26 protein-coding genes and 1 tRNA gene are annotated in these 26,262 nt (G+C 72.6%); 20 read left to right on the top strand and 7 right to left on the bottom strand.

The window, feature by feature from the left end; all coding sequences use genetic code 11:
* Window positions 1-50: 50 nt before the first annotated feature.
* From ELQ40_RS14490 to ELQ40_RS14450, 9 genes are all read left to right on the top strand, one after another.
* Window positions 51-1,115 (top strand): ABC transporter permease, encoded by a 1,065-nt coding sequence (locus ELQ40_RS14490; RefSeq protein ID WP_205649350.1) that lies wholly within the window; start codon window positions 51-53, stop codon window positions 1,113-1,115.
* Window positions 1,115-3,214, top strand: a complete 2,100-nt coding sequence (locus ELQ40_RS14485) for a dipeptide/oligopeptide/nickel ABC transporter permease/ATP-binding protein (protein WP_127794318.1) — start codon at window positions 1,115-1,117, stop codon at window positions 3,212-3,214. The genes ELQ40_RS14490 and ELQ40_RS14485 overlap by 1 nt, the downstream gene beginning before the upstream one ends.
* Entirely contained in the window at window positions 3,211-3,960 is a 750-nt protein-coding gene (locus tag ELQ40_RS14480; RefSeq protein ID WP_127794317.1) for an ABC transporter ATP-binding protein, read from the top strand. The genes ELQ40_RS14485 and ELQ40_RS14480 overlap by 4 nt, the downstream gene beginning before the upstream one ends.
* On the top strand, window positions 3,957-5,420 hold the full coding sequence (locus tag ELQ40_RS14475) for a serine hydrolase (RefSeq protein WP_127794316.1): 1,464 nt from the start codon (window positions 3,957-3,959) through the stop codon (window positions 5,418-5,420). The genes ELQ40_RS14480 and ELQ40_RS14475 overlap by 4 nt, the downstream gene beginning before the upstream one ends.
* Window positions 5,417-6,922 carry an amidohydrolase family protein gene (locus ELQ40_RS14470; protein ID WP_127794315.1) on the top strand — a complete coding sequence of 502 codons (1,506 nt, stop codon included), beginning with the start codon at window positions 5,417-5,419 and terminating at the stop codon, window positions 6,920-6,922. The genes ELQ40_RS14475 and ELQ40_RS14470 overlap by 4 nt, the downstream gene beginning before the upstream one ends.
* The gene (locus ELQ40_RS14465; protein WP_127794314.1) at window positions 6,919-8,055 is read left to right on the top strand and encodes a M20 family metallopeptidase; all 1,137 of its coding nucleotides are present in this window, start codon (window positions 6,919-6,921) and stop codon (window positions 8,053-8,055) included. Before ELQ40_RS14470 ends, ELQ40_RS14465 begins: the two co-directional genes overlap by 4 nt.
* Before the next feature lie 28 nt (window positions 8,056-8,083).
* Entirely contained in the window at window positions 8,084-8,587 is a 504-nt protein-coding gene (locus tag ELQ40_RS14460) for an amino-acid N-acetyltransferase (RefSeq protein WP_127794313.1), read from the top strand.
* Between the two features lie 63 nt (window positions 8,588-8,650).
* The gene (locus ELQ40_RS14455; protein ID WP_127794312.1) at window positions 8,651-9,307 is read left to right on the top strand and encodes a hypothetical protein; all 657 of its coding nucleotides are present in this window, start codon (window positions 8,651-8,653) and stop codon (window positions 9,305-9,307) included.
* A gap of 112 nt (window positions 9,308-9,419) precedes the next feature.
* A complete protein-coding gene (locus ELQ40_RS14450) occupies window positions 9,420-9,827 on the top strand; it encodes a dehydrogenase (RefSeq protein ID WP_127794311.1) in 408 nt (135 codons plus the stop codon).
* A gap of 29 nt (window positions 9,828-9,856) precedes the next feature.
* Here ELQ40_RS14450 and radA read toward each other — a convergent pair whose 3' ends face one another.
* Window positions 9,857-11,221, bottom strand: a complete 1,365-nt coding sequence (radA, locus tag ELQ40_RS14445) for a DNA repair protein RadA (protein ID WP_127794310.1) — start codon at window positions 11,219-11,221, stop codon at window positions 9,857-9,859.
* Between the two features lie 109 nt (window positions 11,222-11,330).
* Here radA and ELQ40_RS14440 point away from each other — a divergent pair.
* The 7 genes from ELQ40_RS14440 (at window position 11,331) to ELQ40_RS14410 (ending at window position 15,575) form a co-directional block, all read left to right on the top strand.
* Window positions 11,331-11,421, top strand: a tRNA-Ser gene (locus ELQ40_RS14440).
* Window positions 11,422-11,575: 154 nt separating this feature from the next.
* The gene (locus tag ELQ40_RS14435) at window positions 11,576-12,916 is read left to right on the top strand and encodes a peptidoglycan-binding protein (RefSeq protein WP_240665810.1); all 1,341 of its coding nucleotides are present in this window, start codon (window positions 11,576-11,578) and stop codon (window positions 12,914-12,916) included.
* Window positions 12,913-13,203, top strand: coding sequence for a hypothetical protein (locus ELQ40_RS14430; protein ID WP_127794309.1), 291 nt, complete (start codon window positions 12,913-12,915; stop codon window positions 13,201-13,203). The genes ELQ40_RS14435 and ELQ40_RS14430 overlap by 4 nt, the downstream gene beginning before the upstream one ends.
* A 26-nt stretch (window positions 13,204-13,229) precedes the next feature.
* A complete protein-coding gene (locus ELQ40_RS14425) occupies window positions 13,230-13,781 on the top strand; it encodes a GNAT family N-acetyltransferase (protein WP_240665809.1) in 552 nt (183 codons plus the stop codon).
* Window positions 13,782-13,838: 57 nt separating this feature from the next.
* Entirely contained in the window at window positions 13,839-14,132 is a 294-nt protein-coding gene (locus ELQ40_RS14420) for a DUF6412 domain-containing protein (protein ID WP_127794308.1), read from the top strand.
* Between the two features lie 107 nt (window positions 14,133-14,239).
* Entirely contained in the window at window positions 14,240-15,073 is an 834-nt protein-coding gene (locus ELQ40_RS14415) for a membrane protein insertase YidC (RefSeq protein WP_127794307.1), read from the top strand.
* A gap of 112 nt (window positions 15,074-15,185) precedes the next feature.
* Window positions 15,186-15,575: an SIP domain-containing protein gene (locus ELQ40_RS14410; protein WP_127794306.1), complete on the top strand. Its 390-nt coding sequence runs from the start codon at window positions 15,186-15,188 to the stop codon at window positions 15,573-15,575.
* Between the two features lie 52 nt (window positions 15,576-15,627).
* Here ELQ40_RS14410 and ELQ40_RS14405 read toward each other — a convergent pair whose 3' ends face one another.
* Complete coding sequence (locus ELQ40_RS14405) at window positions 15,628-16,395, bottom strand: glutamine amidotransferase (RefSeq protein WP_127794305.1); 768 nt, start codon at window positions 16,393-16,395, stop codon at window positions 15,628-15,630.
* The gene (locus tag ELQ40_RS14400; RefSeq protein WP_127794304.1) at window positions 16,392-17,132 is read right to left on the bottom strand and encodes a LysR family transcriptional regulator substrate-binding protein; all 741 of its coding nucleotides are present in this window, start codon (window positions 17,130-17,132) and stop codon (window positions 16,392-16,394) included. The genes ELQ40_RS14405 and ELQ40_RS14400 overlap by 4 nt, the downstream gene beginning before the upstream one ends.
* A gap of 197 nt (window positions 17,133-17,329) precedes the next feature.
* Here ELQ40_RS14400 and ELQ40_RS14395 point away from each other — a divergent pair, with 197 nt between their 5' ends.
* Both ELQ40_RS14395 and ELQ40_RS14390 read left to right on the top strand, forming a co-directional pair.
* Entirely contained in the window at window positions 17,330-19,795 is a 2,466-nt protein-coding gene (locus ELQ40_RS14395) for a M1 family aminopeptidase (protein ID WP_127794303.1), read from the top strand.
* A gap of 114 nt (window positions 19,796-19,909) precedes the next feature.
* A complete protein-coding gene (locus ELQ40_RS14390) occupies window positions 19,910-20,305 on the top strand; it encodes a DUF5997 family protein (RefSeq protein ID WP_127795327.1) in 396 nt (131 codons plus the stop codon).
* A gap of 49 nt (window positions 20,306-20,354) precedes the next feature.
* Here the strand turns inward: ELQ40_RS14390 and ELQ40_RS14385 are convergent, their stop codons facing one another.
* Genes ELQ40_RS14385 through ELQ40_RS14375 form a run of 3 tightly spaced genes read right to left on the bottom strand, consistent with a single transcriptional unit; the run spans window position 20,355 to window position 21,790 of the window.
* The gene (locus tag ELQ40_RS14385) at window positions 20,355-20,987 is read right to left on the bottom strand and encodes an alpha/beta hydrolase (protein WP_127794302.1); all 633 of its coding nucleotides are present in this window, start codon (window positions 20,985-20,987) and stop codon (window positions 20,355-20,357) included.
* Between the two features lie 40 nt (window positions 20,988-21,027).
* A complete protein-coding gene (locus tag ELQ40_RS14380; protein ID WP_127794301.1) occupies window positions 21,028-21,330 on the bottom strand; it encodes a transcriptional regulator in 303 nt (100 codons plus the stop codon).
* Window positions 21,320-21,790, bottom strand: coding sequence for a hypothetical protein (locus ELQ40_RS14375; protein ID WP_127794300.1), 471 nt, complete (start codon window positions 21,788-21,790; stop codon window positions 21,320-21,322). The genes ELQ40_RS14380 and ELQ40_RS14375 overlap by 11 nt, the downstream gene beginning before the upstream one ends.
* A gap of 70 nt (window positions 21,791-21,860) precedes the next feature.
* Here ELQ40_RS14375 and ELQ40_RS14370 point away from each other — a divergent pair, with 70 nt between their 5' ends.
* Window positions 21,861-22,439, top strand: coding sequence for an NUDIX hydrolase family protein (locus ELQ40_RS14370; protein WP_127794299.1), 579 nt, complete (start codon window positions 21,861-21,863; stop codon window positions 22,437-22,439).
* A gap of 22 nt (window positions 22,440-22,461) precedes the next feature.
* On the opposite strand, the gene ELQ40_RS14365 is transcribed toward ELQ40_RS14370, so the two are convergent.
* Complete coding sequence (locus ELQ40_RS14365; RefSeq protein ID WP_127794298.1) at window positions 22,462-23,502, bottom strand: LacI family DNA-binding transcriptional regulator; 1,041 nt, start codon at window positions 23,500-23,502, stop codon at window positions 22,462-22,464.
* 440 nt (window positions 23,503-23,942) lie between these two features.
* Here ELQ40_RS14365 and ELQ40_RS14360 point away from each other — a divergent pair, with 440 nt between their 5' ends.
* Window positions 23,943-26,204, top strand: a complete 2,262-nt coding sequence (locus tag ELQ40_RS14360; RefSeq protein WP_127794297.1) for a discoidin domain-containing protein — start codon at window positions 23,943-23,945, stop codon at window positions 26,202-26,204.
* Window positions 26,205-26,262 lie beyond the last annotated feature (58 nt).

Here is a 26,262-nt window from a genome sequence, read left to right as displayed (position 1 = left end):
GCCCGGGACCTGTTCCACCCCCACCGAACGACGGAAGCGACGGACCGACCGTGACGATCAGCCAGACGGCCGCCGACACCACGACCGCGCCGCCCGGCGCGGCCGCAGGCGCGCCGGGCGGTTCCGGCGCGCCCGGCACATTCCGCCGGATGTCGCAGAACCGATGGGTGCGGTTCGGCGTGCGGCGCGGCGGCCGACTGCTGCTGTCGCTCTGGGTGCTCGTCACGGCCGCGTTCGCCATGATCCACCTCGTGCCCGGCGACCCCATCCGCGGCGCGCTCGGCCCCAAGGCCACGCCGGAGCTCATCGAGCAGACCCGCGCCAACCTCGGCTTCGACGCCCCGCTCTGGCAGCAGTACCTCGACTTCATCGCCGGGATCTTCACGGGCGACCTCGGGATGTCGATCCAGTACCGCCTGCCGGTCGCCGACATCATCGCCGACCGGCTTCCCGCGACGCTGGCGCTCGGTGTCGCCGGGTTCGTCGTCGCGGTGGTCGTCTCGATCCCGCTCGGCGCCGTCGTGGCGGTCGCGACGCGTCGGGGGCGCCGCCGGTTCCTCGAGGCCGGCTTCGCGGGATCGAGCATCGTGCTCGCGACCATTCCCGACTTCCTCCTCGGCGTCGCGCTCGTCTGGGTCTTCGGCGTCAGCCTGCAGTGGCTGCCGGTGGCCGGCATGGACGGGGTCGACAGTTTCGTGCTGCCGGTCATCGCGCTCGCCGTCGGCCCCGCGATGGTGCTCGCCCGGATCGTGCGGGTCGAACTCCTCGGCGTGCTCGACACCGACCACGTGCGCACCGCCCGGGCCAAGCGGCTGCCGCCGGCCCGGGTGGTGTGGCGGCACGCCCTGCCCAACGCGGTGACCGCGTCGCTGACGCTCGGCGGGCTGCTCCTCGGGGCGATGGTGGCGAGCACCGTGCTCGTCGAGAACGTGTTCGCCTGGCCGGGCATCGGGTCCACGGTGACCGGGTCGATCCTCTCGAAGGACTACCAGCTCGTGCAGGGCATCGTGCTCGTGTACGGGATCGGCGTGCTGCTGGCCAACACGGCGGTCGACGTCGCGCTCGCGGTGCTCGACCCGCGGACCTCGACCCTCGACGGGAAGGGAGCCCGCTGATGCGCGCGATGCAGGTGCTTCGCACGGCGGTCGGTCTCGCCGCGGCGGTCCTGCTGGGCCTCGTGCTGGCGGTCGCGATCGTCGCCCCGATCCTCTGGGGTGCCGCGGCCGACGTCACCGACACCTCGAACATCAACGCCGGGCCCTCGGCGGAGCATCCGATCGGCACCGATGCCCTCGGTCGCGACCTGCTGCTGCGCACGTTGGTCGCGACCCGCCTCACGGTGCTGCTCGCGCTCGGCGCGACCGCGATCGCCCTCGTCATCGGCCTCGTGCTCGGTTCCGCCCCGATCCTGCTCGGTCCGCGGCTCGGACGCCCGGTCGTGGCCGCCGTCGACATCGCCGTCGCGTTCCCGGGGATCCTGCTCGCGCTGTTCCTCGCGACCGTGCTCGGCGTCGGCGAGTTCGCGGCGATGTTCGCGATCGGCATCGCGGGCGCCCCGAGCTTCGCACGGTTCTGCCAGACGCTGATCGCCGGGGTCTCGCAGCGCGACTTCGTCGCGGCCGCGCGGATCGCGGGCCAGGGCCGGGTCCGGATCCTGGTGCGCCACGTGCTGCCCAACGTCGCCGAGCCGTTGATCGTGAACGCGACGATCGCCGCCGGCGGCATGCTGCTGGCCTTCGCGGGCCTGTCGTTCCTCGGCCTCGGGGTGCAGCCGCCGGCGTACGACTGGGGGCGGCTCATGATGGAGGGCCTCGGCCGTATCTACCTCAACCCGCTGGCCGCCCTCGCCCCCGGGATCGCCGTCGTGATCGCCGGCCTCGCGTTCAACCTGACCGGCGAGGCGCTCGCCAAGGTGTACTCGGTCTCCGCGCTGCCGGGGACGCTGCTCGGGCTCGGCGTCAGGCGACGCCGGGCGACGCCGGCCGGGGCGACGGCCCACGCGAAGGCCCAGTCGCAGGCGTCGTCGCCGGAGCCCACCCGCTCGGCCGGAACCGAGTGGGAGGGCGCGCGCGCCGACGACGCCGTGCTCGACGTGCGGGGCCTCCGGGCCGTCGTCCCCGGACCCGCGGGCGAGGTCGCCCCGGTGCGGGGTATCGACCTGCGGATCGGGGAACGCGAGTCGGTCGGCATCGTCGGCGAGTCCGGCTCGGGCAAGTCGCTGACGGCACTCGCGATCGCGCAGCTCGTCGAGGCGCCCCTGCGGGTCGAGGCGGAGCGGCTCGACTTCCTCGGCGTCGACCTCCGGCGGACGCCCGCGTCGCCGTCGGCTGCCGCCGAGCGTCGTCGCCTGCTCGGGACGTCGCTCGCGATGGTGTTCCAGGACCCGATGACCTCGTTCAACCCGACGATCCGGATGGGCGACCAGCTCGCCGAGGTGTCGCGATTCCACGGCGGGATGTCGCGACGGGAGGCCGCAGCGCACGCCGTCGACCGGCTCGGCGCGGTGAGCATCCCCGACCCCGCACGCCGTGCGAAGCAGTACCCCCACGAGTTCTCGGGCGGCATGCGCCAGCGGGCCATGATCGCGATGGGCGTGATGGCGCAGCCGAAGCTCGTGATCGCCGACGAGCCGACGACCGCGCTCGACGTGACGGTGCAGCAGCAGGTGCTCGAGCTGCTCGGCCGGGTCCGCGACGAGAACGGGGCGGCGATCCTGATGATCAGCCACGACATCGCCGTCGTGCGCGAGGTGTGCGACCGGATCCTGGTCATGTACGCCGGACGCGTCGTCGAGGAGATCGCGTCCGACCGGATCGCCGAGGACGCGGCGCATCCGTACACCCGGGCGCTCATCGCCGCCGTGCCCGACATGGACACCGATCGCGGGCTTCCGCTCGCGACGATCCCGGGGCGCCCGGTCGACCCCTCGCGGGTGCCGACCGGGTGCGCGTTCGCCGCCCGCTGCCCGTTCGCGACCGCCCGCTGCCTCGAGGAGGACCCGACCCTGCGCGAGACGGCGCCGGGCCAGCGCGTCGCGTGCTGGAACCCGGTCGCCGCCGCCGACATCGCCGCCGTCGCATCCGACGGGGCCGAGGCAGCCGACCCGGCCGTCGCATCCGACCCGGCCGTCGCATCCGACCCGACCGAGGCATCCGACCCGACCGAGGCATCCGACGGGGCCGAGGCATCCGACGAGAGGATGGTGCGCCGATGAGCGAGCTGCGCATCGAGGACCTCGTCGTGCGCTACGGCCATGGTGCCCACGCGCACCTCGCGGTCGACGGCGTCAGCCTCACCGTGCCGCACGGCGAGATCGTGGGCCTGGTGGGGGAGTCGGGCTCCGGCAAGTCCACGATCGCCCGCGCGGTGGTCGGCCTCGCCCCGACGGCGGGCGGACGCATCCTGCTCGACGGCGTGGACCTGCCGCGCCACGGTCGTCGCCCGGTGCAGATGGTGTTCCAGGACCCGCAGTCGTCGCTCGACCCCCGCATGAGCATCGGCGCGACGATCGCCGAGTCGCTCCCGCGGGACGTGCCGCGCTCCGAGCGGCGCGCCGAGATCGAACGGCTCCTCGAACTGGTGCACCTCGACCCGTCGCGTCGCGACGCCCGGCCCGGCGAACTGTCGGGCGGCCAGCGCCAGCGGGTCGCGATCGCGCGCGCCCTCGCGGCGCGGCCCGACGTGATCGTGGCCGACGAGATCACCTCGGCGCTCGACGTCTCCGTGCAGGGCGCGGTGCTGAACCTCGTGCGCGAGCTGCAGCGCGAGCTCGGCCTGTCGATGCTCTTCATCTCGCACAACCTGGCCGTCGTCAGGTACGTCGCCTCGTCGGTCGCCGTCATGCGCGACGGCCGCATCGTCGAGCACGGCCCGGCCGGGTCCGTGCTCGAGTCCCCCGACCACCCGTACACCCGCGAGCTGCTCGCCGCGGTCCCCGATCCGATCAGGAGCCCAGCATGACCGACACCGTCACCGTCAGCACCACGGCCGCCGACGAGGCGCCCGCGACCCAGCCCACCGACGCGACCCCGCCGATCGACGCGGCGCACTGGGAGCGGCGCCTCGCCGAGCTCGCCGCACGCCACGGCGTGCCCGGCGCGCAGCTGGGCATCCTGCGCCTGGGCGCCGACGGCGAGCCCGACGAACTCGTCACCGCCGTGCACGGCTACCTGCACGTGCCGGCGAAGATCCCGGTGTCGCCCGAGGCCGTGTTCCAGATCGGCTCGATCTCCAAGGTGTGGACGGCGACCGTCGTCATGCAGCTCGTCGACGAGGGGCTCGTCACGCTCGACACCCCGGTCATCGAGGTGCTGCCCGACTTCGAGCTCGCCGACATGGACGTCGCGCGTGCCGTGACGCTGCGGCACCTGCTCGCGCACACGAGCGGCATCGACGGCGACGTGTTCACCGACACCGGCCGCGGCGACGACAACCTCGAGAAGTACGTCGCGCTCCTCAAGGAGCAGACGCAGAACCACCCCATCGGCGAGACCTGGTCGTACTGCAACGCCGGCTTCTCGCTGGCCGGCCGCGTGATCGAGGTGCTCACCGGCAAGACGTGGGATGCCGCGATGCGCGAACGCCTCTACACGCCGCTGGGCCTGCGGGCCACGGGCACCCTGCCCGAGGAGGCGCTGCTGCACCCCGCCGCGGTCGGGCACGTCGACGGGCCCGACGGCGAGCCGCAGGTCGTGCCCGTCTGGAGCCTGCCGCGCCCGCTCGGCCCCGCCGGCCTCATCACCTGCCCCGTCTCCGACCTGCTGTCGTTCGCGCGGATGCACCTGGCCGGCGGGCTCGCAGCCGACGGCACGCGCGTGCTCTCCGAGGCATCCGTCGCGGAGATGGCGTCGAAGCAGGCCGAACTGCCCGACCCGTACACCCTGGGCGACTCGTGGGGCGTCGGCTGGATCCGGTTCGATTGGAACGGGCACCGACTGCTCGGGCACGACGGCAACACGATCGGCCAGGCCGCGTTCCTGCGGGTGCTGCCCGAGCAGGGCTTCGCCGTCGCGCTGCTGACGAACGGCGGCCACACGCGCGACCTCCACATGGACCTGTACCGCGAGATCTTCGCCGAGCTCGCCGGCGTCGAGATGGCCGCCCAGCTCGAACCGGTCGAGGGCTTCGAGGGCGACATCGCGCCGCACGTCGGCGTCTACGGCCGCGCGTCGGTGCGCATCGAGGTCTCCGCGGGCGAGGGCGACGCCCCGCCGGTGCTCCGGATGACGCCGCTGGGGCTGCTCGCCGAACTCGAGGAGGACCCGGGCACGGACTACCCGCTGCACCCGGTCGCCGAGAACCTCTGGGTCACCCGCGCGGCCGGCACCGAGACATGGATGGCGGTCACGTTCTACGAACTCGACGGCGGCCGCAGGTACGTGCACCTCGGTGCCCGTGCGACCCCGAGACTGGACGCATGACCGATGTGCTGCTGACCGGGGGCCGGGTCGTCGACCCGGCCTCCGGGTTCGACGGGATCGCCGACGTGTTCATCCGCGACGGTTCCGTCGCGGAGATCCGGCCGAGGGCGTCATCGGATGCCGTGGGCGCAGTGCCCGAGGCATCCTCCGGCGTCACCGTCGTCGACGTGACCGGCAAGGTCGTCGGCCCGGGCTTCGTCGACCTGCACAGCCACGTGCACTCGATCGCGGGCCAGCGGCTCCAGGCGATGGACGGCGTCACCACGGCCCTCGACCTCGAGATGGGCCTGATGCCCGTCGACCGCGCGTACGCGCGCGCCGCGGAGGAGGGCCGACCGCTCAACTACGGCTTCTCGGCCTCGTGGACGATGGCCCGCGCCGCCGTGCTGTCGGGACGCACGAGCGATGCCGACCCGTTCGGCGACCTCGACATCCTGAACGACCGCGCGTGGCTCGGCGACTCGTCGCCCGCGCAGCTCAGCCGCTGGATCGGACTCCTCGAGGAGGAACTCGCGCAGGGGGCGCTCGGCATCGGCGTGCTCATGGGGTACGCGCCGCGCACCGACCCTGAGGAGTTCCGTGCGGTCGCGAGGCTCGCGGCATCCGCCGGTGCCCCGACGTTCACGCACGTCCGCGAGATCGTCGAGGCCGACCCGACCACGCCCATCGACGGGACCCTCGAGGTCGCGCGCTCGGCCATGGAGTTCGGCGGCACCGCCCACCACTGCCACGTCAACAGCACGTCGCGCCGCCACGTCGACCGCACGCTCGGCACCATCGAGGCGGCGCGGGCCGGCGGCGCCGGCATCACCGTCGAGGCGTACCCGTACGGCGCGGGCTCGACGGGGATCGGGGCGGCGTTCCTCGCGCCCGAGGCGCTGCCGGCGTGGGACCTGCGGCCGCAGAACCTGGTCGTCGTCGACACGCAGGAGCGCATCGCCGACGAGGCCCGGCTGCGGCACCTGCGCGAGACCCAGCCGGGAGCGCTCGTCATCGTCGAGTTCCTCGACGAGCGCGACGAACGCGACGCCGCCCTGCTCCGGCAGTCGCTCGCCTTCCCCGACAGCATCGTCGCCTCCGACGCGATGCACGTCACGTGGCCAGACGGTTCGACCGACACCGCCCAGTGGCCGCTGCCGCCGGGCGGACAGACCCACCCCCGCACCGCCGGCACGTTCGCGCGGTCGCTGCGGATGATGGTTCGCGAGCACGGGCTGTGGACCTGGATGGAGGCGTTCCGCCGCTGCAGCCACCTGCCGGCGCGCATCCTCGACGGCATCGCGCCGGGCGCGACCCGCAAGGGCCGGCTGTCACCGGGCGCCGACGCCGACCTCGTGGTCATCGATCCGGCCCGGATCACCGACCGCGCGACCTACCTGGACTCGACCCGACCCTCGCAGGGCGTCGAGCACCTGCTCGTCAACGGGGTCTTCGTCGTGCGCGACGGGGATATCGTCGAAGGGTCGTTCCCCGGACGTGGACTGCGAGGCGAACCGCGATGACGCATCAACTCCTGGCCTGGGCCGAGTCGGTCCTTCCCGACCTGCTCGCCGACCTCGAAGCGGTCGTGCGCGTCGAATCACCGTCGGCCGACCACGACGCGGTCGCCCGCTCGGCCGACGTGGTCGCCGAGGTCGGCGAACGACGCCTCGGCTTCGCCCCCGAGCGCATCGTCGTCGACGGGAGCACCCACCTGCGCTGGCACCTCGGATCACCCGAACCGGATGCCCCGCGCGTGCTCCTGCTCGCGCACCACGACACGGTGTGGCCGATCGGGTCGCTGGAGACGCATCCGTTCTCGATCCAGGACGGCGTGATCCGCGGCCCGGGCTGCTTCGACATGCTCACCGGGCTCGTCATGGCCGTGCACGCGGCGGCCCACCTCGGGCACCTGTCCGACGCGGCCGTCACGCTCCTGGTGACCGGCGACGAGGAGCTCGGCTCGCACTCGTCGCGTGCGTTGATCGAGCAGGAGGCGGAGGGATGCGTCGCCGCGCTCGTGCTCGAGGCCAGCGGCGACGGCGGTGCGCTGAAGATCGGCCGCAAGGGCGTCTCGCACTACCGCGTCGACATCACCGGCCGGGCCGCGCACGCCGGCCTCGAACCCGAGAAGGGCGTGAACGCGACGGTCGAACTCGCGCACCAGGTCGGCGTGGTCGTCGGATTCGCGGATGCCTCGGAGGGGACCTCGGTCACGCCGACCGTCGCCCACGGCGGCACGACGCCGAACACGGTGCCCGCGAGTGCGTCGTTCGTCGTCGACGTGCGCGCGCTCACCGCCTCCGAGCAGGAGCGGGTCGATGCGGCGTTCCGCTCGCTCGTCCCGGTCACCGGCGCCCGCATCGCCGTGCACGGCGGCATCAACCGGCCGCCGCTCGAGGTCAGCGCGGCCGAGGCGCTGTGGCGGCGCGCGCAGGCCGTCGCCGACGACCTCGGGCTCGAGTTGCCCGAGGCGATCGTCGTCGGCGGCGCCTCCGACGGGAACTTCACGGCGGGCATCGGCGTGCCGACCCTCGACGGACTGGGAGCCGTCGGCGGCGGCGCGCACGCCGACACCGAGCACGTGATGGTCGCGGACATCCCCGCGCGCACCGCGCTGCTGGTCGGGCTCATGCGGGAACTGCTCGGACGGTGACGGCATCCGATCGCCCTACGATGAACGGATGACCGGATTCCAGGTGCGCCGGGCGCGCACGAGCGACGTGGTGCAGATCGTCGACCTCGTGGAGCCGCTGGTCCAGCGACGAATCCTGCTCGGCAAGGAGCGCGTCGACCTGTACGGCGCGCTGCAGGAGTTCCACGTCGCCGAGGCATCCGACGGATCGCTCATCGGCTGCGGCGCGCTGCACGTCATGTGGGAGGACCTCGGCGAGGTGCGCACGCTCGCCGTGTCCGACGGATGGCTCGGCCACGGCGTCGGCCACGCGCTGCTCGACGCGCTCGAGACGCAGGCGCGAGAGCTCGGGCTCAGCCGGCTGTTCTGCCTCACGTTCGAGGTCGACTTCTTCGGCCGCCACGGGTTCGAGGACATGGGTGCAGAGACCGTCGACCCGGTCGTGTACGCCGAACTCGTGCGCTCGCACGACGAGGGTGTCGCGGAGTTCCTCGACCTGGCCCGCGTCAAGCAGAACACCCTCGGCAACACGAGGATGCTGAAACTGCTCTGAGCATCGCCCGGCGCGCCGTGGCGGTGCGCCGGCTGCGGCATCCCGCGGCCGTACCCTGTGCGCATGTCGACGAACCGCACCCCGAACGGGCGTCTCTCGCCCGCGGTGTACCGTCGCCGGCGCCTCGTCGTGCTGCTCGGCCTGGTCGCGGTCATCGCTGCGGTCGTGCTGATCTTCGTGCGGCCCGGTGCCAGCCAGGGGTCGGATGCCTCGGGCAAGACGCCCGCCACCGCACCGGCATCGGATGCCCCCTCGACCGAGGCCGCCGAAGCGCCCACCACGGTCATCCCCACCGAACCCGTCGCCGCCGACGGAGACGCCTGCACGGCGTCGCAGGTGCAGGTCGAGGCCGTGACCGACAAGACGCAGTACGGCGAGGGCGAGCAGCCGAACCTCTCGGTGACCCTCACGAACACCGGCAAGAACGCGTGCGTCATGAACGCCGGAACCAAGGCGCAGGTGTTCGTCGTCAAGAGCGGTGAAGAGACGTACTGGACGTCGACCGACTGCCAGGTCGACGCCATCGACGCCGAGGTGCTGCTTACGCCGGGCACGCCGGTGTCGTCGAGCGTTCCGATCATCTGGGACCGCACCCGATCGGCGCCCGACACCTGCGGCGGCGCACGCGAGACCGTGCCGTCGGGCGGAGCGTCGTACCACCTGTTCGTCACCGTCGACGGGCGCGAGCAGGTGGAGTCCAAGCAGTTCATGCTGTACTGACGGGCGCGCGGGCGCCGATGCGTCGGGCCGTGTCGTGGGGCCGTGTCGTGGGGCCGTGTCGCGGGGCCGCCCGGCGGCTGCGTCGTCGCGCCCGGCGGATAGGCTGGATCGCATGGCAGGCAAGGCGCGCAAGAAGTCCGGCGAACCCGTCGAGTTCCGGTCGCAGGCACTCGCCGAAGCCCTCGAGAAGCAGGACATGGCCGCCGTCGCCCTCGCGCTGCGCAACGGCAACACGGTCGTTCCGCTGATCAAGCCCGGCCCGCGCGACAAGCCGCTCGACAGCGGCGAGGTGTGGACCTACCGGGACCCGAACACGGGCGAGGTCGCGCTGCTGCTGTTCAGCGACGCCGCGAACAAGCCCGCGAACCTGCCGCCGGCCGTCGGCCTGCAGAGCCCGGCGTGGCTGCGCACGTTCCTCAAGCGGTACGAATCGACGATCACGACGGTGTTCCTCGACATCGCGGGTCCGCATCCGATGCAGGCGCCGCCGGCCGAGCTGCTGCGCGTGCTCGACGCCTGAGCGGGCCGAGGCGAGTCAGCGCGCCGGCCTCAGAACGCCGCGTCGAGCTCCCGCTCGCGGGGGCTCGCCGAGGCGATCATCGCCTGCTCGACGGCCGCGCGCACGCTTCCGGCCTCGACGTCGACGATCGTGCGGTAGCCGAGCCGTCCGGCCTCCGCCGTGCGCTGGCGGGCCGCGGTCACGGGGCGCACCTCGCCCGCGAGGCTGATCTCGCCGAACGCGGCGAGGTCGTGCGGGACGGCCCGGTCTCGAACCGCTGAGGCGATCGCGATGGCGATGGCGAGGTCGGCGCCGGGCTCGGCGAGCCGAACACCGCCGACGGTCGAGACGTAGACGTCGAACTCGCCCAGCCGACGCAGGCCCGCCCGCCGTTCGAGCACGGCGAGGATCATCGCGACGCGAGCGGGATCGACGCCGTTGACCACCCGGCGCGGTTGCGGCGCCTTGGTCTCGACGACGAGCGCCTGCACCTCGACCGGCAGTGCACGCCGGCCCTCGAGCGCGACGGTGACGCACGTGCCGCTGACCGCAGCCCGCGACCGACTGAGGAACAGCCCCGATGGGTCGGCGACCTCGCTGATGCCGTCGCCGGTCATCTCGAAGCACCCGACCTCGTCGGTGGGCCCGAACCGGTTCTTCAGCGCGCGCACGAATCGCAGCGACGTCTGCCGGTCGCCCTCGAAGTGGCACACCACGTCGACGAGGTGCTCGAGCAGGCGCGGCCCCGCGATCGAGCCGTCCTTCGTGACGTGGCCGACGATGAGCACCGGGAGGTTGCGCTCCTTCGCGACTCGGATGAGGCTGGACGCCACCTCGCGGACCTGGCTCGGTTGCCCGGGCAGGCCGTCGGAGAGCGAGCTGGCGACGGTCTGCACGGAGTCGACGATGAGCAGCTGCGGCGAGACCTCGTCGACGTGGCCGAGGATCGTCGCGAGGTCGCTCTCGCTCGCGAGGTACAGGTCGGGGGAGAGGGCGCCCGTGCGGTCGGCCCGCAGGCGCACCTGCGCGGCCGACTCCTCGGCGCTGACGTAGAGCACGCGCCGCCCCGACGACGCGATGCGCGACGCGACCTCGAGCAGCAGCGTCGACTTGCCGACGCCCGGCTCGCCCGACAGCAGGATCGCCGCGCCCGCGACGACGCCGCCGCCGAGCACGCGATCGAACTCGCCGATGCCGGTCGGCCGGTGCGCGGTCTGCTCGACCTCGACCTCGGCGATCGGTCGAGCGCGGCGCTCGCCCATCGGCACGATCGCGGTCGGCACGCGCGTCGCGGCGGCGGGAGCCCCGGACTCGACGACCGTGCCCCACTGCTGGCACTCGCCGCAGCGACCCACCCACTTGACGGTCGTCCACCCGCACTCGCTGCAACGGAAGGAGGATGCGGGTCTGGCCATGCGGCGAGACTAGCCGGGGCCGCCGACACCGGCGGGAGGCGCCGCGGCGGGGCATCCGCTCGCTCCGCTCGATTTGGCCGGACGCAACGCGCCGTCTACACTCGATCCCGGTGACGTGTCCGAGCGGCCGAAGGTGCAACTCTCGAAAAGTTGTGTAGGGTAACCCCCTACCGTGGGTTCAAATCCCACCGTCACCGCCACGAAACACCAGATGAGCCCCGCTTTCGAGCGGGGCTCATCTGCGTTCGCGGTGAGTGCGCGGCCGTGTCCCGCTGCCCGATCGGGCAGGCCCGGTGCCCGATCGTCGGGTCGCCCGCGGCTGCGGCTGCGACCGTCGCAGCGCACGATGTCCGCATGGGTCTGGCGCACCATCAGGGCTCGCGAGACGAGCAGTTCGACGGCGACCTGCGAGCGCATCAGCGAACCGGGGCGGTCGACGGCGCCGGTGCTGCGGCGCGCGAGTCGGATGCCGCTCCCTCCGACGTCGGCTCCGTCCGAGCTACCCGCGGCGGGCTCGCGGTGATCGCACCCGCCGCCGCCCGTCCCATGGTCCAGCGGCTCCAGCGCACGGCGGGCAACCGTGCCGCGTCGACCCTCGTCGTGTCGCGCCAGTCGGTCGAAGAGGAGCCTGCGGGCCCGGGCTCGCTCGGGCAGGCGCCGTCGGAGGCGGGGCCGCAGCAGCTGCCGCAGGCCGGAACCCAGGCTCCCGGGCAGGCCGCGGGCGGAGGCCCCGCGGGCGGCGGAGCGCCACCACGACCGATGCTCAAGCGCGGCTCGGTCGGTCCGTCTGTCGGCGAGCTCCAGACGAAGCTGAACGACCGCGGCGCGAATCCGCCGTTGGCCGTCGACGGCATCTTCGGTCCGCTCACGGATGCCGCGGTGCGCGCGTTCCAGACGCAGAACCAGCTCCAGCCCGACGGCATCGTCGGCCCGCTCACCTGGGGTGCACTCGACGCCGGCCCGGGCCCCGAACCGGAGCCCGAGCCCGAGCCGGAGCCGGAGCCCGAGGCCGACCCGCTCGAGGGCATCTGCACGATCGAGGGCCACGGGTCGAGCGACGCCGCGGTCGCGCAAGCGCGGACGCAGGCGATCGAGCTGTACGGGAGCATCGCCCCAGAGAACCGCACGCGCATGGAGGCCGACCCGATCACGATCGACGTGATCCCCCACGACAAGAAGCTCACCGACCTGGCGCCGTATGCGCACCTCCAGGGCACGCAGACGTTCGACGGCCGCATCTGGGACGATGTGCGCGGCATCCAGACCGAGGTGAACGGCGTGCGCCGCGTCGCGATCGCCGAGGAGGACCTCACCAGCGTCCCGGGCAAGGCGCCGGGGTACGGGCCCGGGTTCCTCGCGGCGCACGAGGGCGGACACGGCCTGCAGTTCTCGGCGCTCACGCCCGCGCAGGTCACGCAGCTCGCCGCACTCCACACCGCGCGGCTCGGGTCGAGCGGGCCGATCACGCAGACGACGCCCGCCGGGCCCGCGACCGACATGTGGCTCGACCCGGCCTGGTACTCGGCGGCGAACAAGGAGGAGTACTTCGCGAACTCCGTCGCCGCGTACCTCGGGCATCCCTACTCCACCGACGAGGCGACCGTCGCGAAGTACAATCAGGCCTGGCTGCAAGCCAACGATCCGGGCATGTTCACACTGCTCGAGCAGGTCTACCAGGCAGGGGGCACGCCATGACCGACACCTCCGGATCCGCGGGCGCGTCCGGTTCGGCACGCAGCTTTCGGCTGTTCCGCGACGACCGGCTCGTGCTCGAGGTGCGCGACGAGCCGGGCATCCTGGTCAGCGTCTCGGCGCCGCCGCCGCTGCCGGGCACCGGCCCGGTGACGCACCCGTTCGCGACGGCGACGTTCCACTCCGCGCAGGACGAGGGCGAACTCGGCGGGCTGCTGCGCGGGGCATCCGACCTCGACGCGTTCCTCGCGGCCGCGGAGGCCGCCGGATACCGGGTCGAGCGCGCCTGAGCCGCCGGCGCCGGTAGCATCGCCCGGTGACCACCACCGAGATCCACCCGATCGAACTCGACGACGGCATCGTGCTGCGCGCGATCGCCGCCGACGACGGGCCCGCGCTCGCCGAGGCCTACGCCCGCAATCGCGAGCACCTCGCGCCGTGGGAGCCGCTGCGCGAACCCGAGTTCTTCACCGCCGCGGTGCACGAACGCGGTGCGGCCGCCGACGTGCGACGTCTCCGCGAGGGCACGGCGATCCCGCTCGTCCTCGACGACGGCGACCGCATCGTGGGCCGGGTCAACTTGAGCGACATCGTGCGCGGGGCGTTCCAGAACGTGCACCTCGGCTACTGGGTGGATGCCTCGCTGCAGGGTCGCGGGCTCGCCACGGCGTCGGTCGGCATCGCGCTGCACCACGCGCGTTCGGCGGGGCTCCATCGGGTGCAGGCCGGAACGCTGCTGCACAACACGGCGTCGCAGCGGGTGCTCGAGCAGAACGGGTTCGAGCGCTTCGGGACGGCGCCGCGATACCTGTGGATTGCCGGCGAGTGGCAGGACCACGTGCTCTTCCAGCGGTTGCTGGAGGACTGACCCCGGGTCTCGGGTGTTAGCGTGGCCGGAGGAATCGTGCGGACGGAGGGTGCAGACGTGATCGACCTGCTGCTCGCCCTCCTGCGCTCGCTGCAGGGCTCGCTCGAGCTCGCGACCGCCGCCGACGCGGGCCTGGCGATGGTGCTCATCGGCGTCGTGGGCGCCGCTGCCGTGGCCGTGACGGTCGTCGCGGTCCGCGCGATGCCCGCGCTGGTCGCGGCCGACGCGAGCCGGGCCTCGACGCGCCTGCGGCAGACGGCCGACCCCTGGCGCCTGCTCGCGCAGAGCGATCCCGACGCGCCGGGTCGTGCGCGTCCGAGGGCGCCCGGTCGGGTCATCCCGGCCGCGTAGCCGACCAGCCGCCCCGGATCCGGGGCCTGCGCGTCGATGCTCCGCGGCCAGACGGACGACCCTGCCCGCTCGCGGGCTTCCTCGACCACCGCAAGGAGCGCACGCTCATGGACTTCTATTCGTTCCCGCCCATCGCCGTCGTCATCGACGGCGCGTACGGGCTGCTGATGGGCCTCGCCGGCCTGCTCGAACCGCTGCTGGGCGGGGCCGCGGCAGCAGCCGCGATCATCCTGGTGACCCTCATCGTGCGCGCCGCGCTGATCCCGACCGCCGTGTCGATGGCGAAGGGCGAGCAGACGCGGGCGCGACTCGCACCGAAGCTGCAGGAGTTGCAGCGCAAGCACGCGAAGAACCCCGAACGCCTCCAGCGCGAGATGGCGAAGCTGTACGCCGACGAGGGCACGTCGCCGCTCGCGGGTTGCCTGCCGATGCTCGTGCAGGCGCCGGTCGTCGGCGTGATCTACGCGCTGTTCATCCTGCCGACGATCAACGGGCACCCGAACGAGCTGCTCGCCGAGACGTTCCTCGGCGTGCCGCTCGGGTCGAGCCTCGTCGGCGGACTCGCGGCCGGCACGCTCTCCGGTGCCGACCTCGCCGTGTTCGGCGGGGTGATCCTCGTCATCGCGGCCGTCGGCGAGGTCACGCGCCGCGTGTTCCGTCCGACGACGCCTGCGGCGCCGGCGGCCCCGGCAAGCGGGTCGGGCGGCGGCGCATCGGGGGCTCCGGGTGCGCCGAATCCGGCCGCGGTGCTCGGCTCGCCCGGCATGCTGCGCATGCTCGGGTTCCTGCAGTTCATCACCGCGGTGGTCGCGGCGTTCGTGCCGCTGGCCGCCGGTCTCTACCTCGTCGTGACCGTCACCTGGACGCTCGTGCAGCGGGTCCTGCTGCGGCGGAGGTTCCCGCTGCCGGGATCGTCGTCGGCGATCGCGCCGGCGATGTAGTCGCGGGGAACCGGTCGCCGAATGAGGTAAGGCTTGCCTTATTTTCTGCGCCCGGTTAGCGTGAGACCACCGGCCCGCCGCGACTCGGCGCGGGCGCACGAACGGCGGGTCCATGCAGCATCATCAGGCGCACTTCCTCCTCCTCGGGGGCACCGAAGACCTCGGCGCGATCGCCGACGCGACGAGCCGGTTCCCGGTCGACGCGTACGGGCAGGTCTTCATCGAGGTCGCCTCGCTGATCCAGGTCGTCGACCTTCCCGTGCCGCCGCACGTCTCGGTCACCTGGCTCCAGCGCGACCTCGCGCCCGGCTCGATCGCGCCACGAGGTCGTCGTGCCGCGCAGGCACTGCGCGCCTGGGTCTCGGAGTGGCTGCCCGAGGAGGCCGCGGCGGTGCCGTACGTGCTGTGGATCGGCTGCGCGGCCAGCGAGGAGATCGACGAGCTCTATCGCGAACTCGGCGAGCGACTGCCGCGGCTGCACCTGCACCACCCGCATCACTGAGCCGCGGAACGGGCAGGCGAGCGCCGTCGTCGGCGGGTCAGCCGTCGGCGGGTCAGGCGTCGGCGAGTTCGACGAACCGGCGCAGGATCCGCTCGGGTTCGACGACGGATGCCTCCGCCAGCCGCTCCCGCACGGCCGCGAGCTCGCTCGCCGGAAAGTACCCGTGGTGGCGGTACACCGCGGCGCGGGCGGCGAAGTCGGTCGGCGAGACCTCGGGGTGGAACTGGGTCGCGTAGACCGTGGAGCCGGCGCGGTACAGCTGCACGGGGCACCCGGTCGATGACGCGAGCAGGTCGACGCCGTCGGGGAGCCGCGTCGTGGACTCGTTGTGCGCCGCGAGCGCCTGGAACCGTTCGGGAAGCCCCGACGTGAGCGGGTCGCTGCGCCCGGCATCGGTGAGGACGAGTTCGATCGCCGATGCCTGCTCGGGATGCTCGCGCCCCACCTCGCCGCCCAGCAGGCGGGTCAGCACGCCGATGCCGTAGCAGGTGAACAACACGGGCAGCTCGTGCGCGAGACCGTATTCGGCCAGGCGGGCGAGATCGTCCTCGACGCGCACTTGCACCGGGTGCTTGTGCTCGACCGGGGTGGTCACGTTGTACGGGCTGCCGCCGACGAGCACGCCCGCGAAGTCGGAGAGCACGACGGTGGACAGCGGCTCGACGTCGAGCCGCAGGTGCTCGAGCCGCTCCTCGCCGAGCCCGAGGCCCCGCCGGAACGAGGCGTACTCCGGGCCGACCGCCTCGACCTCCGGCCGCGCCGAGACCAGCAGGAACGGGCGGGCCGTCATGGGCCCGGCGCTCATCGGCCCCGCGCTCATCGGCCCCTCCGTCGGTTGCGCTGCTTCGCGCCGCGTCCGGTGCGCGGGGCCGGGCGCGAATCCTTGGACTTCGCGCCGCCCTTGCCCCCGCCGCCCTTCCCGGAGCCGGCCTTGCCGCCGCCCTTCGCGGCCTCCGCAGCACGCCGTTCGGCGGCGGCGCGTTTCGCGGCCTTCGCCGGCGACAGCGTCGGCTCGTCGGAGGCCTGGCCGCGCGACGAGCGCGACCCGCGCCCGCGGACCACGCCCACGAACTCCTGGATGTCGTCGTCGTCGCGCTCGACGCGCCACACGAGCGCGACCTGCGTGGGCGAGGCATCCGCGATGGGCACGGCCACCACGTCGCGGCGGTGGTGCAACCGGGCGACGCCGTGCGGCAGGATCGCGTACCCGGTGCCCGCCGCGACCAGTTCGACCGTCATCGCCGCCTCGGCCTGCACCGGCGCGGACGGTTCGCCGTCGAGATCGGCGAGCGTGATCGACTCGGCCTCGGCGAGCGGATGCTCCTTCTCGAGCACCGCGACCGCGACCTCCTCCCACAGCGGGATGGCGTGCAGGCCCTCGTCGTCGACCGGCAGCCGCACGAAGGCGAGATCGTGGTCGCCCGAGGCGATGCCGTCGAGCTGCCCGGCCTGCTCGGTGCGCTCGGCCACGAGGGGGAGGTCGGGTCGGCGTTCGCCCCACGCACGCAGCCACCGTCCGGGGCTCACGCCCGCGACGTAGCCGAGCCGGAGGGTCATCCCCTCAGGCTATCGGCTGACGCCGACCCGAGGCGGCCGACCCTTCCGATGACGGCCCGGTCGGGCGTAGGGTCCGAAGCATCCGCGTCGCGCCGGAGCTCGCAACCTGCGCGGCACACGCGCGAAACGTCGTGACCATACGTTCGCATCATCCGCTTGCCCGCACCCGGGCGTGCGACGCAACCCGAAGGAGAACGATGCCCACTCCGACCCGAGCCGGAACCGGAGGTCGGCGATTCGCCGCCCTCGCCGTCCCCGGCATCCTCGCCGCGTGCCTCCTGGCCGCGGTGCCCGCACCGGCTGCCGGTGCGGAGGAGCCGGTCGACGGCGCTCGCACGTCGACCGACCCGATGTTCCCGAACGTCGGGAACGGCGGCTACGACGCGCTCGACTACGACATCGCCATCGCGTGGACGCCCGACGCCGTGCAGTCCGGCGCCACGATCGCCGGCTCCATCGTCGCGACCAGCACGATGACCGCGACCGCGCCCGAGCCGCTGCGGAGCTTCTCGCTCGACTTCGAGGGCCTCGAGGTCGACAGCGTGACCGTCGACGGCGTGCCCGCCGCCTGGGAGCGCGACGTCGACGCGGCGGCCATCAAGTACAAGCTCATCGTCACGCCCGCGACGCCGGTCAGCGGCGAGTTCGAGGTGACCGTGGCCTACCACGGCGTCCCCACCTCGCACACCGACCTCGACGGATCGTCCGAGGGCTGGAACGCGACCTCCGACGGTGCCACGCTGCTCGGCCAGCCCATCGGCATGATGACCGGATACCCGCACAACAACACGCCCGCCGACAAGGCGACGTACACCATGACGCTCGACATCCCGAGCGTCGTCTCGAACGTCGCCGGCGTGCCCGGCACCGCGGCCGCCGTCGGCAACGGCGAACTCGTGTCGAAGACGCCGTCGGCCGACGGCAGCCGCACGACCTGGGTGTGGAACCAGTCCGAGCAGATGGCGTCCGAACTGGTCATCGTGTCGATCGGCCGCTACGACGTCATCGAGTCGTCGGTCACGCTGGGCGACGGCCGGGTCATCCCGTCGTGGTCGTTCATGGATTCCGCCCTCTCCGAGGCGAACAAGCAGACGATCCGCAACCGGGAGACGCAGCTCGGCACGATCATCCGCAACCTCGAGACGCTGTACGGACCCTACCCGGGCAACAGCACCGGCGTCGTCGTGGACAGCGTCCCGAGCGGCATCAACTACGCCCTCGAGACGCAGGACCGCTCGTTCTTCCCGTCGACGGGGTCGGTCGCCGGCAACACGCTCATCCACGAACTCGTCCACCAGTGGTACGGCGACAACGTGTCACCGACCACGTGGACCGACATCTGGATCGGCGAGGGCATGGCCACCTGGGGTCCGACCTACTACAACTCGCTCGAGGGATTCGGCACCAGCGCGAACTCGAGCGAAACGGTCTACTTCAACTCGTGGAACAACAGTGCCGCGACGAGCCCGAACTGGCAGATCCCGCCCGGCGGGCAGGTCGACTCCGCCGAACTGTACGGCTACCAGACCTACACCCGGAGCGCGCAGTTCTGGGCGGCCCTTCGCATCGCGATCGGCGACGACGCGTTCTTCGCCCTGATCGAGCAGTGGCAGACCCGCCACGGGGGGACGAGCCGAACCGGCGCCGACCTCCAGGCGCTCGCCGAGGAGCTGTCGGGCCGCGACCTCGACGCGTTCTGGACCGACTGGATCCTCGAACCGGGCAAGCCCGCCTGGCCCGAGAAGCTGACCGTCGCCCTGGCCGCGGCCACGGACGCCGCGGTGCTCAACGCCGGCGACGTCGTCACCTACACGCTGACCGCGGCCAACACCGGCAGGGTTCCCCTCGCGTCGTCGGTCGTCACCGTCGACCTCGCCGAGGTGCTGGCCCGCACGACGCTCGGGTCGCTGCCCGCCGGCGTCACGCTCGAGGGCACGACGCTCACCTGGGCCGTTCCGGCGACCGCGGTGGGCGCCCGACCTGCGACCGCGTCGTTCACGGCGACCGTCGCGAAGGGCGCCCCCGCCGGCCCGATGACCGCCACCGCGGCGGTCGCGACCCTCGGCGGCACGTGCACGGACTGCGCCGTCAGCGTCGGCGTCGACACGGCGAAGCCCGTCGCGACGCTCGTCTCGCCGGCGGCATCCGGTCCCTTCCAATCGCTCGCGGTGCAGGTCGACGCGACCGACGACCAGGGGCTGCGCCGGGTCGTCGCGAACGTCTACCGGGACGGCAAGCTCGTGAAGAGCACGCAGACCGCGGCCGACGGTGCGACGTCCGCGACGCACACCGCGACCGTCGCGCTCGGCGACGGCGCGTACACGGTGAAGTTCAACGCCGAGGATCTCGCCGGCAATATCGCATCGACCGGGACCTTCGCGTTCACGATCGACGCGACCGCGCCGGTCGTGACCGTCAAGGAGGGCTCGTCGTTCACGGTCGCGACCGGATCGACGTACGACAAGGTCAGCTTCAAGCTGCACGACCCGGGCAAGATCGATCGCGTCGTGCTCAACGGCACGGTGAAGGACCTGACCGACAACGCGTGGTCGGACCTGAACTTCGTCAGGCCCGGGGTGTTCGGTGCGGTCCCCGGCGCGAACACGCTGGTCGTGTACGACGTCGCCGGCAACGCCGCGACGGTGCCGTTCGTCCTCAACTGAGCAGTCCGGTTCCGCGCTCGAGGCCGCCGGCCGTGACTCCATGAGGGTCGCGGCCGGCGGCCTCGCCGTCGTCGTCTCGGATGCATCGGCTACCGTTGGAGGGTGAGCCAGACGATGAAACCCGAGACCGCGGCGAAGAAGCTCGGCATCCTCCTCGAGGCGACCCCCGAGTCGTTCCGCGACGGCACGGTCTCGCGCGAGGAGTTCGCGGCGCTCCAGTCCGACCCGCCCGAGTGGCTCGCGACCCTCCGCCGCGAGGGGCCGCACCCGAAGCGCGTCGTCGCCGAGAAGCTCGGAGTCTCGAACTCGGGCCTCGCCCGCGCGGGCATCACCGATCCGCTGACCACGGCCGAGATCAAGGCGCTGCTGGCGGCGCCCCCCGAGTGGCTCGTCGCCGAGCGGGCGACGCAGGCCGCGGTGCGCGCCGAGAAGGTGCGCGTCGCCGACCGCGACAAGGAGCGGGCCGCACGTCGCGAGGCCGACGGGGCATCCGGAGGCGGCGGGGTCTGACCCCTCGGCCGCCGGTCAGACCGGCCCCGCGTGCGTGGGCTCGCGTCGGTCAGGCCGCGTACCGCGCCCGCACGAACGCCGTCACGTCCGCGAGTTCCGCCTCCGACACCGAGTGGCCGACGCCCTCGTAGATGCGCGAGTCCAGGTCGACGTGCTCGGGAAGCCATTCGGCGGTGTGCTCGACGCGGTCCGCGGGGATGACGGCGTCGACCGAGCCCCGACCCCAGAACACCGGCGGGCGCACCTCGGCGAGCTGTTCGTCGCCGTCGCGTTCGCCGGCCAGTGCGAAACCGGCGAGGCTCACCGCGTAGGCGAAGCGCGCGGGTTCGCGACGCAGCAGTTCCAGCGCCATGGCGCCGCCCTGCGAGAATCCGATCAACCCGACGGATGCCACTCCCGGCGCGGCCCGCTCGAGCCAGTCGAGCACGGCCGTCGTCGCGGCATCCGCCTGGTCGAGGGCGCGCTCGAGGCCGTCCCCGACCAGCGGGAACCAGGCGTAGCCGAAGTCGGCCGCGATCGGGGCGCGCAGCGACGCGATCACGGGTTCGAGGGGCAGGTACGGAGCGAGCCCGAACAGGTCGCCCTCGTGCGAGTTGTAGCCGTGCAGGAGCACGAGCAGCGGCCGCCCCTCGCGGTCGGCCTCTGAGGCCGACCAGAGGACGGCGTCGTCGTCGATGCGCATCCCGGCATCGTACCCGGCTGCGTCGCACCCGGCCGCGGCGCTACGCTCCGGCCATCTCGTGCAGTGCCGCCAGGTGTCCGTCGAAGGCACGACGGCCGAGCGCGGTGAGACCGATCGTGGTGGTCCGGCGTGCATCGGCACGATGCGGGGAAGCCTGCTTGCTGGTGGTGAGGTAGCCGAGTTCGACGAGGTTCCGCACGGTCTTCGAGAGATTCGCCTCGCTGAGCCCGAGCGTCGCGGCGACCGTGGAGAAGGCGGCGTCGTCGAGCGGACGGAGCATCGCGCACAGGCGCAGCCGCGTCGGCGCGTGGATCGTCTCGTCGAAGCGGGGCTCAGCCCGCACGGAGCACCTCCGCCGCGTACACACGGTCGTAGGCCACGGTGCCGAGTGCGAACACGATGCCCGCTCCTGCGGCGACCACGAGAACCCAACCGTCAAGACCGAGGACGGCGAGTGCGAGACTCGCACCGAGTGAGCCGAGCAGCAGGAGGGCCAGCGCGATCAGCAGCGCGAGACCGTTCGGTCCGGCCGGACGCGTGACGGAGAGGCCGCTGCGTCTGCGGAAGAGCAGCTCGACCCCGATGAAGACCGAGGTGCTCGCGACGAACAGCAGCCACGCCCACTGCAATCCGGCCGCCGGGGCCGCGACGAGCAGCGCCGCACCGGCGCCCTGCGCGGGAGCGGCCCAGCGGGTTTCGGCGGTCATCAGTTCGCCGATGCGGCTGCGATCGTCGCCGATGGCCTTCAGCGCCGTGCGCGCGTGGGCCGCGGCGTCCGAACGATCACCAGAGTCACTTTCCATGGAGTCAAGTGAATCAGACCGACGGCCGTTCGAACAAGGTCCGGCATCGTCCGTGGGGCAGAATCGAGGCATGAGCGTACGCACCCCGGACCCCGACTGGCGCGACGACGAGCCCCAGCAGCAGCCGCCGACCAACCCGGGCTGGCTCAGCGACCTCGAGCTCGCCGAGATCCGCGGCCGGTTGCCGCTGCTGTACGTCGAGGCCGTGCCGGTCCGCGTCGACGGGCTCGGCCAGGTCACCGAGGTCGGCCTGCTGCTGCGGGCGAACGCCGTGGGCGAGATGACCCGAACGCTCGTCTCCGGCCGCGTGATGTACGGCGAGACCGTGCGCGACGCGCTGTTCCGCCACCTCGAGAAGGACCTCGGGCCGATGGCGTTCCCCCTGCTGCCCGCGAGCCCGGTGCCCGCCTCGGTCGCCGAGTACTTCCCCCTGCCCGGCATCACGCCGTTCACCGACGAACGCCAGCACGCCGTGTCGCTGGTCTACGTGGTGCCGGTGACCGGCACCTGCGAACCGCGCCAGGACGCGCTGGAGGTCACGTGGATGCCGCCGCAGGAGGCCGTCTCACCGGCCGTCGGCGACGAACTCGAGGGCGGTCGCGGCGTGCTCGTGCGACAGGCGCTCGCCTCGGTCGGCGCGCTGCGCTGACGCCGAACGGTGCTCGCCGCCGTCAGGCGGACGCGCGGACGACGAGCACGGGTTCGAGCACGACGGATGCCGGCGCCGCGCCGGGCTCGTCGAGGCGGGCGACGAGCGCGCGAGCCATCTCGGCGGCCATCTCCTCGATCGGTTGGCGCACGGTCGTCAGCATCGGGCGGGCGATGGTCGCGATGGCCGAATCGTCGAACCCCACGACCGCCACGTCGTCGGGCACGCGGCGGCCCGTTGCCTGGATCGCATGCATCGCCCCGAGCGCCATGAGGTCGTTGCCGGCGAACACCCCGTCGATCGACGGGTCGGCGGCGAGGAGTTCGGCCATCGCACGCTCGCCGCTCTCCAGGGTGTAGTCGCCGATCGCCGTCGGGGGGAACGGCTGGCCGCGCCGGGCCATGGCGTCGACGAACCCGCGCACCCGGTCCTCCCCGCTCAGGACTCCGGGCGGGCCGGTGATGACCGCCACCCGGCGCCGGTCGCGGGTCGCCAGGTGTTCGGCCGCGAACCGGCCGCCGTCGTGGTTGGCGACGTCGACGAAGCTGAGCGGTGCGCCGCCCGCGGGTCGCGCGAACGACACGGCGGGCAGCCTCGCCGCGGCGAACGAGGCGGGCAGCGGGTCGTCGGCCTGGGTGGACACCAGGAGCGCGCCGTCGGCTGCGCCGTGCCGGACGAGGTTCAGCACCTCGTCGCGGTCTGCCGGCCGGTCGACGACCATGAGCAGCGGCTGGCGTTCGAGCACGCGGAGCGTGCGGATGAGGCCGCCGATGACGCGGCTGAAGAACGGGTCGCCGAACATGTCGTGGCCGTCGTCGCCGAAGTCGGAGGCCGATGCGCCGGTCACGGCGACGACGACGCTGCCGGTGCGGCCGCCGGCCAGGGTGCGGGCGGCGCGGTTGGGCACGTAGCCGGTCTCGGCGACGGCGCGCCCGACGAGTTCCTTGAGTTCCGGGGCGACGCGTCGGGTGTCTCGCAGCGCGCGGGAGACGGTCGCCCGGGAGACGCCGGCGACGCGCGCGACGTCGTCGAGGGTCGGGATCCGCGCCGCTGGAGTGTCCATCGCACGACCATAGCATTCGGGCAAGCGCGATCCGAGGATTGCTGGCTCCCGGTTCCACCATTGGGAACGGTTCCCAGCCTGGATCGAGTTTCGGTCCCCGATCCCTTGTTTTCCGTGGGAGGCGTGAGAGCGCGATCCCGGCGCGACCCAGCCGGGGTCGGACCGGTCGGCGAAGGTCGGGTGAGCGCGAGCTCGACGTGACTTCTGCGGAATCATGCGGATCACGCGGAAACGCAACGCGTGCCGAGCAGGCCGCATCCGCTCGCCTTGTCCCCTTGACAGGGGGCAAGACCGCCGTGAATACTCGGAGCCCTGGTGGTAAGAGCGCTATCCCACGGATGCCACGAGCATCGGCGTGCAGCTCAATGAAGAGATGACCGGTTCGATCCCCAGCGGATCGACTGCGGAACGGGAGACCCAGCACTGTGAACGTCCATTCCATGCCGACCGCCGCGCCCCCCAGGGCCCGCCGGATCGCGCTCGCCGCGGTCGGGGCGGTCGCCGCCCTCGCCGCGGCACTGCTCGTGCCCTCCGGCGCCCAGGCGGCGCCGGTCAACCTCTCGCAGGGCAAGCCGGCCACGGCGTCCTCCGTGGAGAACGCCGACTACACGCCGGCCCGGAACGCGGTCGACGGCGACCCGGCGACCAGGTGGGCGAGCCAGTGGAGCGACCCGCAATGGCTGCAGGTCGACCTCGGCCAGGACTCGTCGATCGACCGCATCGACCTGACCTGGGAGGGCGCGTACGCGAAGGCGTTCGAGCTCCAGGTCTCCGACACCGGCACCGGCGGGTGGACCACCCTCCACTCCACCGCGAACGGCCCGGGCGGCACCCAGTCGATCGACGTCGACGGCGAGGGCCGCTTCGTGCGCATGCTCGGCACGCAGCGCGCGAACGGCTACGGTTACTCGCTCTGGGAGTTCGCGGTCTACGGCACCGCCGGAGGCGGCGGCCCGACCGACCCGACCGATCCCACCGATCCCACCGACCCCACCGACCCGACCATCCCCGACCCGACCATCCCCGACCCGGGTCACCCGAACGAGCCCGGTCCGTTCACGACGCCGAGCGTCGTGAAGGTCGTGGGCGGCTCCGGCGACTGGGAGCTCGAGGTGAACGGCGAGCCGTACACAGTGAAGGGCTTCACCTGGGGGCCGTCGTTCGGCGAGGCCGCCGAGTACCTCGACGACTTCACCGCGATGGGTGCCAACACCACGCGGACCTGGGGAACCGGAGCGGACACGAAGCCGCTGCTCGACGCCGCGGCACTGGCCGGCGTGCGGGTCATCAACGGGTTCTGGCTCCTCCCGGGCGGAGGCCCCGGGTCGGGAGGATGCATCGACTACACGACCGACGCGAACTACAAGGCCACGACGAAGGCCGACATCCTGAACCAGGTGACGACGTACCGGTCGCACCCGGCCGTGCTGATGTGGAACGTCGGCAACGAGTCGCTGCTCGGCCTGCAGAACTGCTACTCGGGCGACGTGCTCGAGGCGCAGCGCAACGCCTACGCCGCCTACGTCAACGAGGTCGCCGTCGCGATCAAGCAGATCGACCCGAACCACCCCGTCACCTCGACCGACGCGTGGACCGGCTCCTGGCCGTACTACCGGGTCAACACGCCGGCCCTCGACCTGCTCGCCGTGAACTCCTACGGCGACGTCTGCAACATCGAGCAGACCTGGACCGACGGCGGCTACGACAAGCCGTACATCGTCACCGAGGGCGGCGCGGCCGGCGAATGGGAGGTCCCGGACGACGCGAACGGCGTGCCCGACGAGCCCACCGACATCCAGAAGGGCCAGGCGCTCCTCGACTCGTGGCGGTGCCTGCGCGAGCACGACGGCGTGGCGCTCGGCGCGACGTTCTTCCACTTCGGCCTCGAGGGCGACTTCGGCGGCGTGTGGTTCAACGTGATCCCCGGCGGCAACAAGCGCCTCGGCTACTACACCGTCGCCGAGATGTGGGGCGGATCCGCGGTAGACGACAACCGGCCGCCGCGCATCACCGACATGGACATCCCCGAATCGGGGGCGATCGAAGCCGGCAAGCCGTTCACCTTCACGCTCGATGTCACCGACCCCGAGAACGACCCGCTGGAGTACGTCGCGTTCGTCAACTCGAAGTACATCGACGGTGCCGGCGGCGTGCAGTACGTCGAGCACCAGCGCGCCGGCAACCGCATCACGATCACCGCGCCGCAGAAGCTGGGCGTCTGGAAGGCGTACGTGTACGTCGAGGACGGCCAGGGCAACGTCGGCGTCGAGACCCGCTCGTTCCGGGTGGTCGCTCCGCCCGTCGACGGGGTGAACGTGGCGCTCGGCAAGCCGGCGACCGCGTCGAGCTTCCAGACGTGGGGCGACGACTACACGCCGGGCCGCGCGTTCGACGGCCAGCAGGCCACTCGGTGGTCCAGCGAGTGGGGCGCCACGGGATGGCTGCAGGTCGACCTCGGCCAGCCCACCGCGTTCGACCATTTCCAGCTCACCTGGGAGGCGGCGTTCGCGAAGTCCTACCGCGTGCAGGTCTCGAACGACGGCGCGAACTGGACGACGATCCACACCGTGACCGGCGGCGACGGCGGCATCGACGAGTTCGACGCGGCGGGCAACGCCAGGTACGTCCGGTTCGACCTCACCGAGCGCGGCACCGACTGGGGCTTCTCGCTCTTCGAGGCCGGCATCTTCAGGACGAACTGATCGTCTCGGACCGGCCCGTCGCCGCCGACGGGCCGGTCCGCACGGGCCGGTCCGCACC

Origin of the sequence: Agromyces sp. LHK192 (genome assembly GCF_004006235.1) — a bacterium.
Lineage (GTDB): Bacteria > Actinomycetota > Actinomycetes > Actinomycetales > Microbacteriaceae > Agromyces.
This window is presented reverse-complemented; position numbering and strand designations above follow the sequence as displayed.

Coding starts and splice junctions, on each gene's coding strand:
- ELQ40_RS14485 (WP_127794318.1), top strand. CDS start 1,115: ATGCGCGCGATGCAGGTGCTTCGCACGGCGGTCGGTCTCGCCGCGGCG.
- ELQ40_RS14480 (WP_127794317.1), top strand. CDS start 3,211: ATGAGCGAGCTGCGCATCGAGGACCTCGTCGTGCGCTACGGCCATGGT.
- ELQ40_RS14475 (WP_127794316.1), top strand. CDS start 3,957: ATGACCGACACCGTCACCGTCAGCACCACGGCCGCCGACGAGGCGCCC.
- ELQ40_RS14470 (WP_127794315.1), top strand. CDS start 5,417: ATGACCGATGTGCTGCTGACCGGGGGCCGGGTCGTCGACCCGGCCTCC.
- ELQ40_RS14465 (WP_127794314.1), top strand. CDS start 6,919: ATGACGCATCAACTCCTGGCCTGGGCCGAGTCGGTCCTTCCCGACCTG.
- ELQ40_RS14460 (WP_127794313.1), top strand. CDS start 8,084: ATGACCGGATTCCAGGTGCGCCGGGCGCGCACGAGCGACGTGGTGCAG.
- ELQ40_RS14455 (WP_127794312.1), top strand. CDS start 8,651: ATGTCGACGAACCGCACCCCGAACGGGCGTCTCTCGCCCGCGGTGTAC.
- ELQ40_RS14450 (WP_127794311.1), top strand. CDS start 9,420: ATGGCAGGCAAGGCGCGCAAGAAGTCCGGCGAACCCGTCGAGTTCCGG.
- radA (WP_127794310.1), bottom strand. CDS start 11,221: ATGGCCAGACCCGCATCCTCCTTCCGTTGCAGCGAGTGCGGGTGGACG.
- ELQ40_RS14435 (WP_240665810.1), top strand. CDS start 11,576: ATGGGTCTGGCGCACCATCAGGGCTCGCGAGACGAGCAGTTCGACGGC.
- ELQ40_RS14430 (WP_127794309.1), top strand. CDS start 12,913: ATGACCGACACCTCCGGATCCGCGGGCGCGTCCGGTTCGGCACGCAGC.
- ELQ40_RS14415 (WP_127794307.1), top strand. CDS start 14,240: ATGGACTTCTATTCGTTCCCGCCCATCGCCGTCGTCATCGACGGCGCG.
- ELQ40_RS14410 (WP_127794306.1), top strand. CDS start 15,186: ATGCAGCATCATCAGGCGCACTTCCTCCTCCTCGGGGGCACCGAAGAC.
- ELQ40_RS14405 (WP_127794305.1), bottom strand. CDS start 16,395: ATGAGCGCGGGGCCGATGAGCGCCGGGCCCATGACGGCCCGCCCGTTC.
- ELQ40_RS14400 (WP_127794304.1), bottom strand. CDS start 17,132: ATGACCCTCCGGCTCGGCTACGTCGCGGGCGTGAGCCCCGGACGGTGG.
- ELQ40_RS14395 (WP_127794303.1), top strand. CDS start 17,330: ATGCCCACTCCGACCCGAGCCGGAACCGGAGGTCGGCGATTCGCCGCC.
- ELQ40_RS14390 (WP_127795327.1), top strand. CDS start 19,910: ATGAAACCCGAGACCGCGGCGAAGAAGCTCGGCATCCTCCTCGAGGCG.
- ELQ40_RS14385 (WP_127794302.1), bottom strand. CDS start 20,987: ATGCGCATCGACGACGACGCCGTCCTCTGGTCGGCCTCAGAGGCCGAC.
- ELQ40_RS14375 (WP_127794300.1), bottom strand. CDS start 21,790: ATGGAAAGTGACTCTGGTGATCGTTCGGACGCCGCGGCCCACGCGCGC.
- ELQ40_RS14370 (WP_127794299.1), top strand. CDS start 21,861: ATGAGCGTACGCACCCCGGACCCCGACTGGCGCGACGACGAGCCCCAG.
- ELQ40_RS14365 (WP_127794298.1), bottom strand. CDS start 23,502: ATGGACACTCCAGCGGCGCGGATCCCGACCCTCGACGACGTCGCGCGC.
- ELQ40_RS14360 (WP_127794297.1), top strand. CDS start 23,943: ATGCCGACCGCCGCGCCCCCCAGGGCCCGCCGGATCGCGCTCGCCGCG.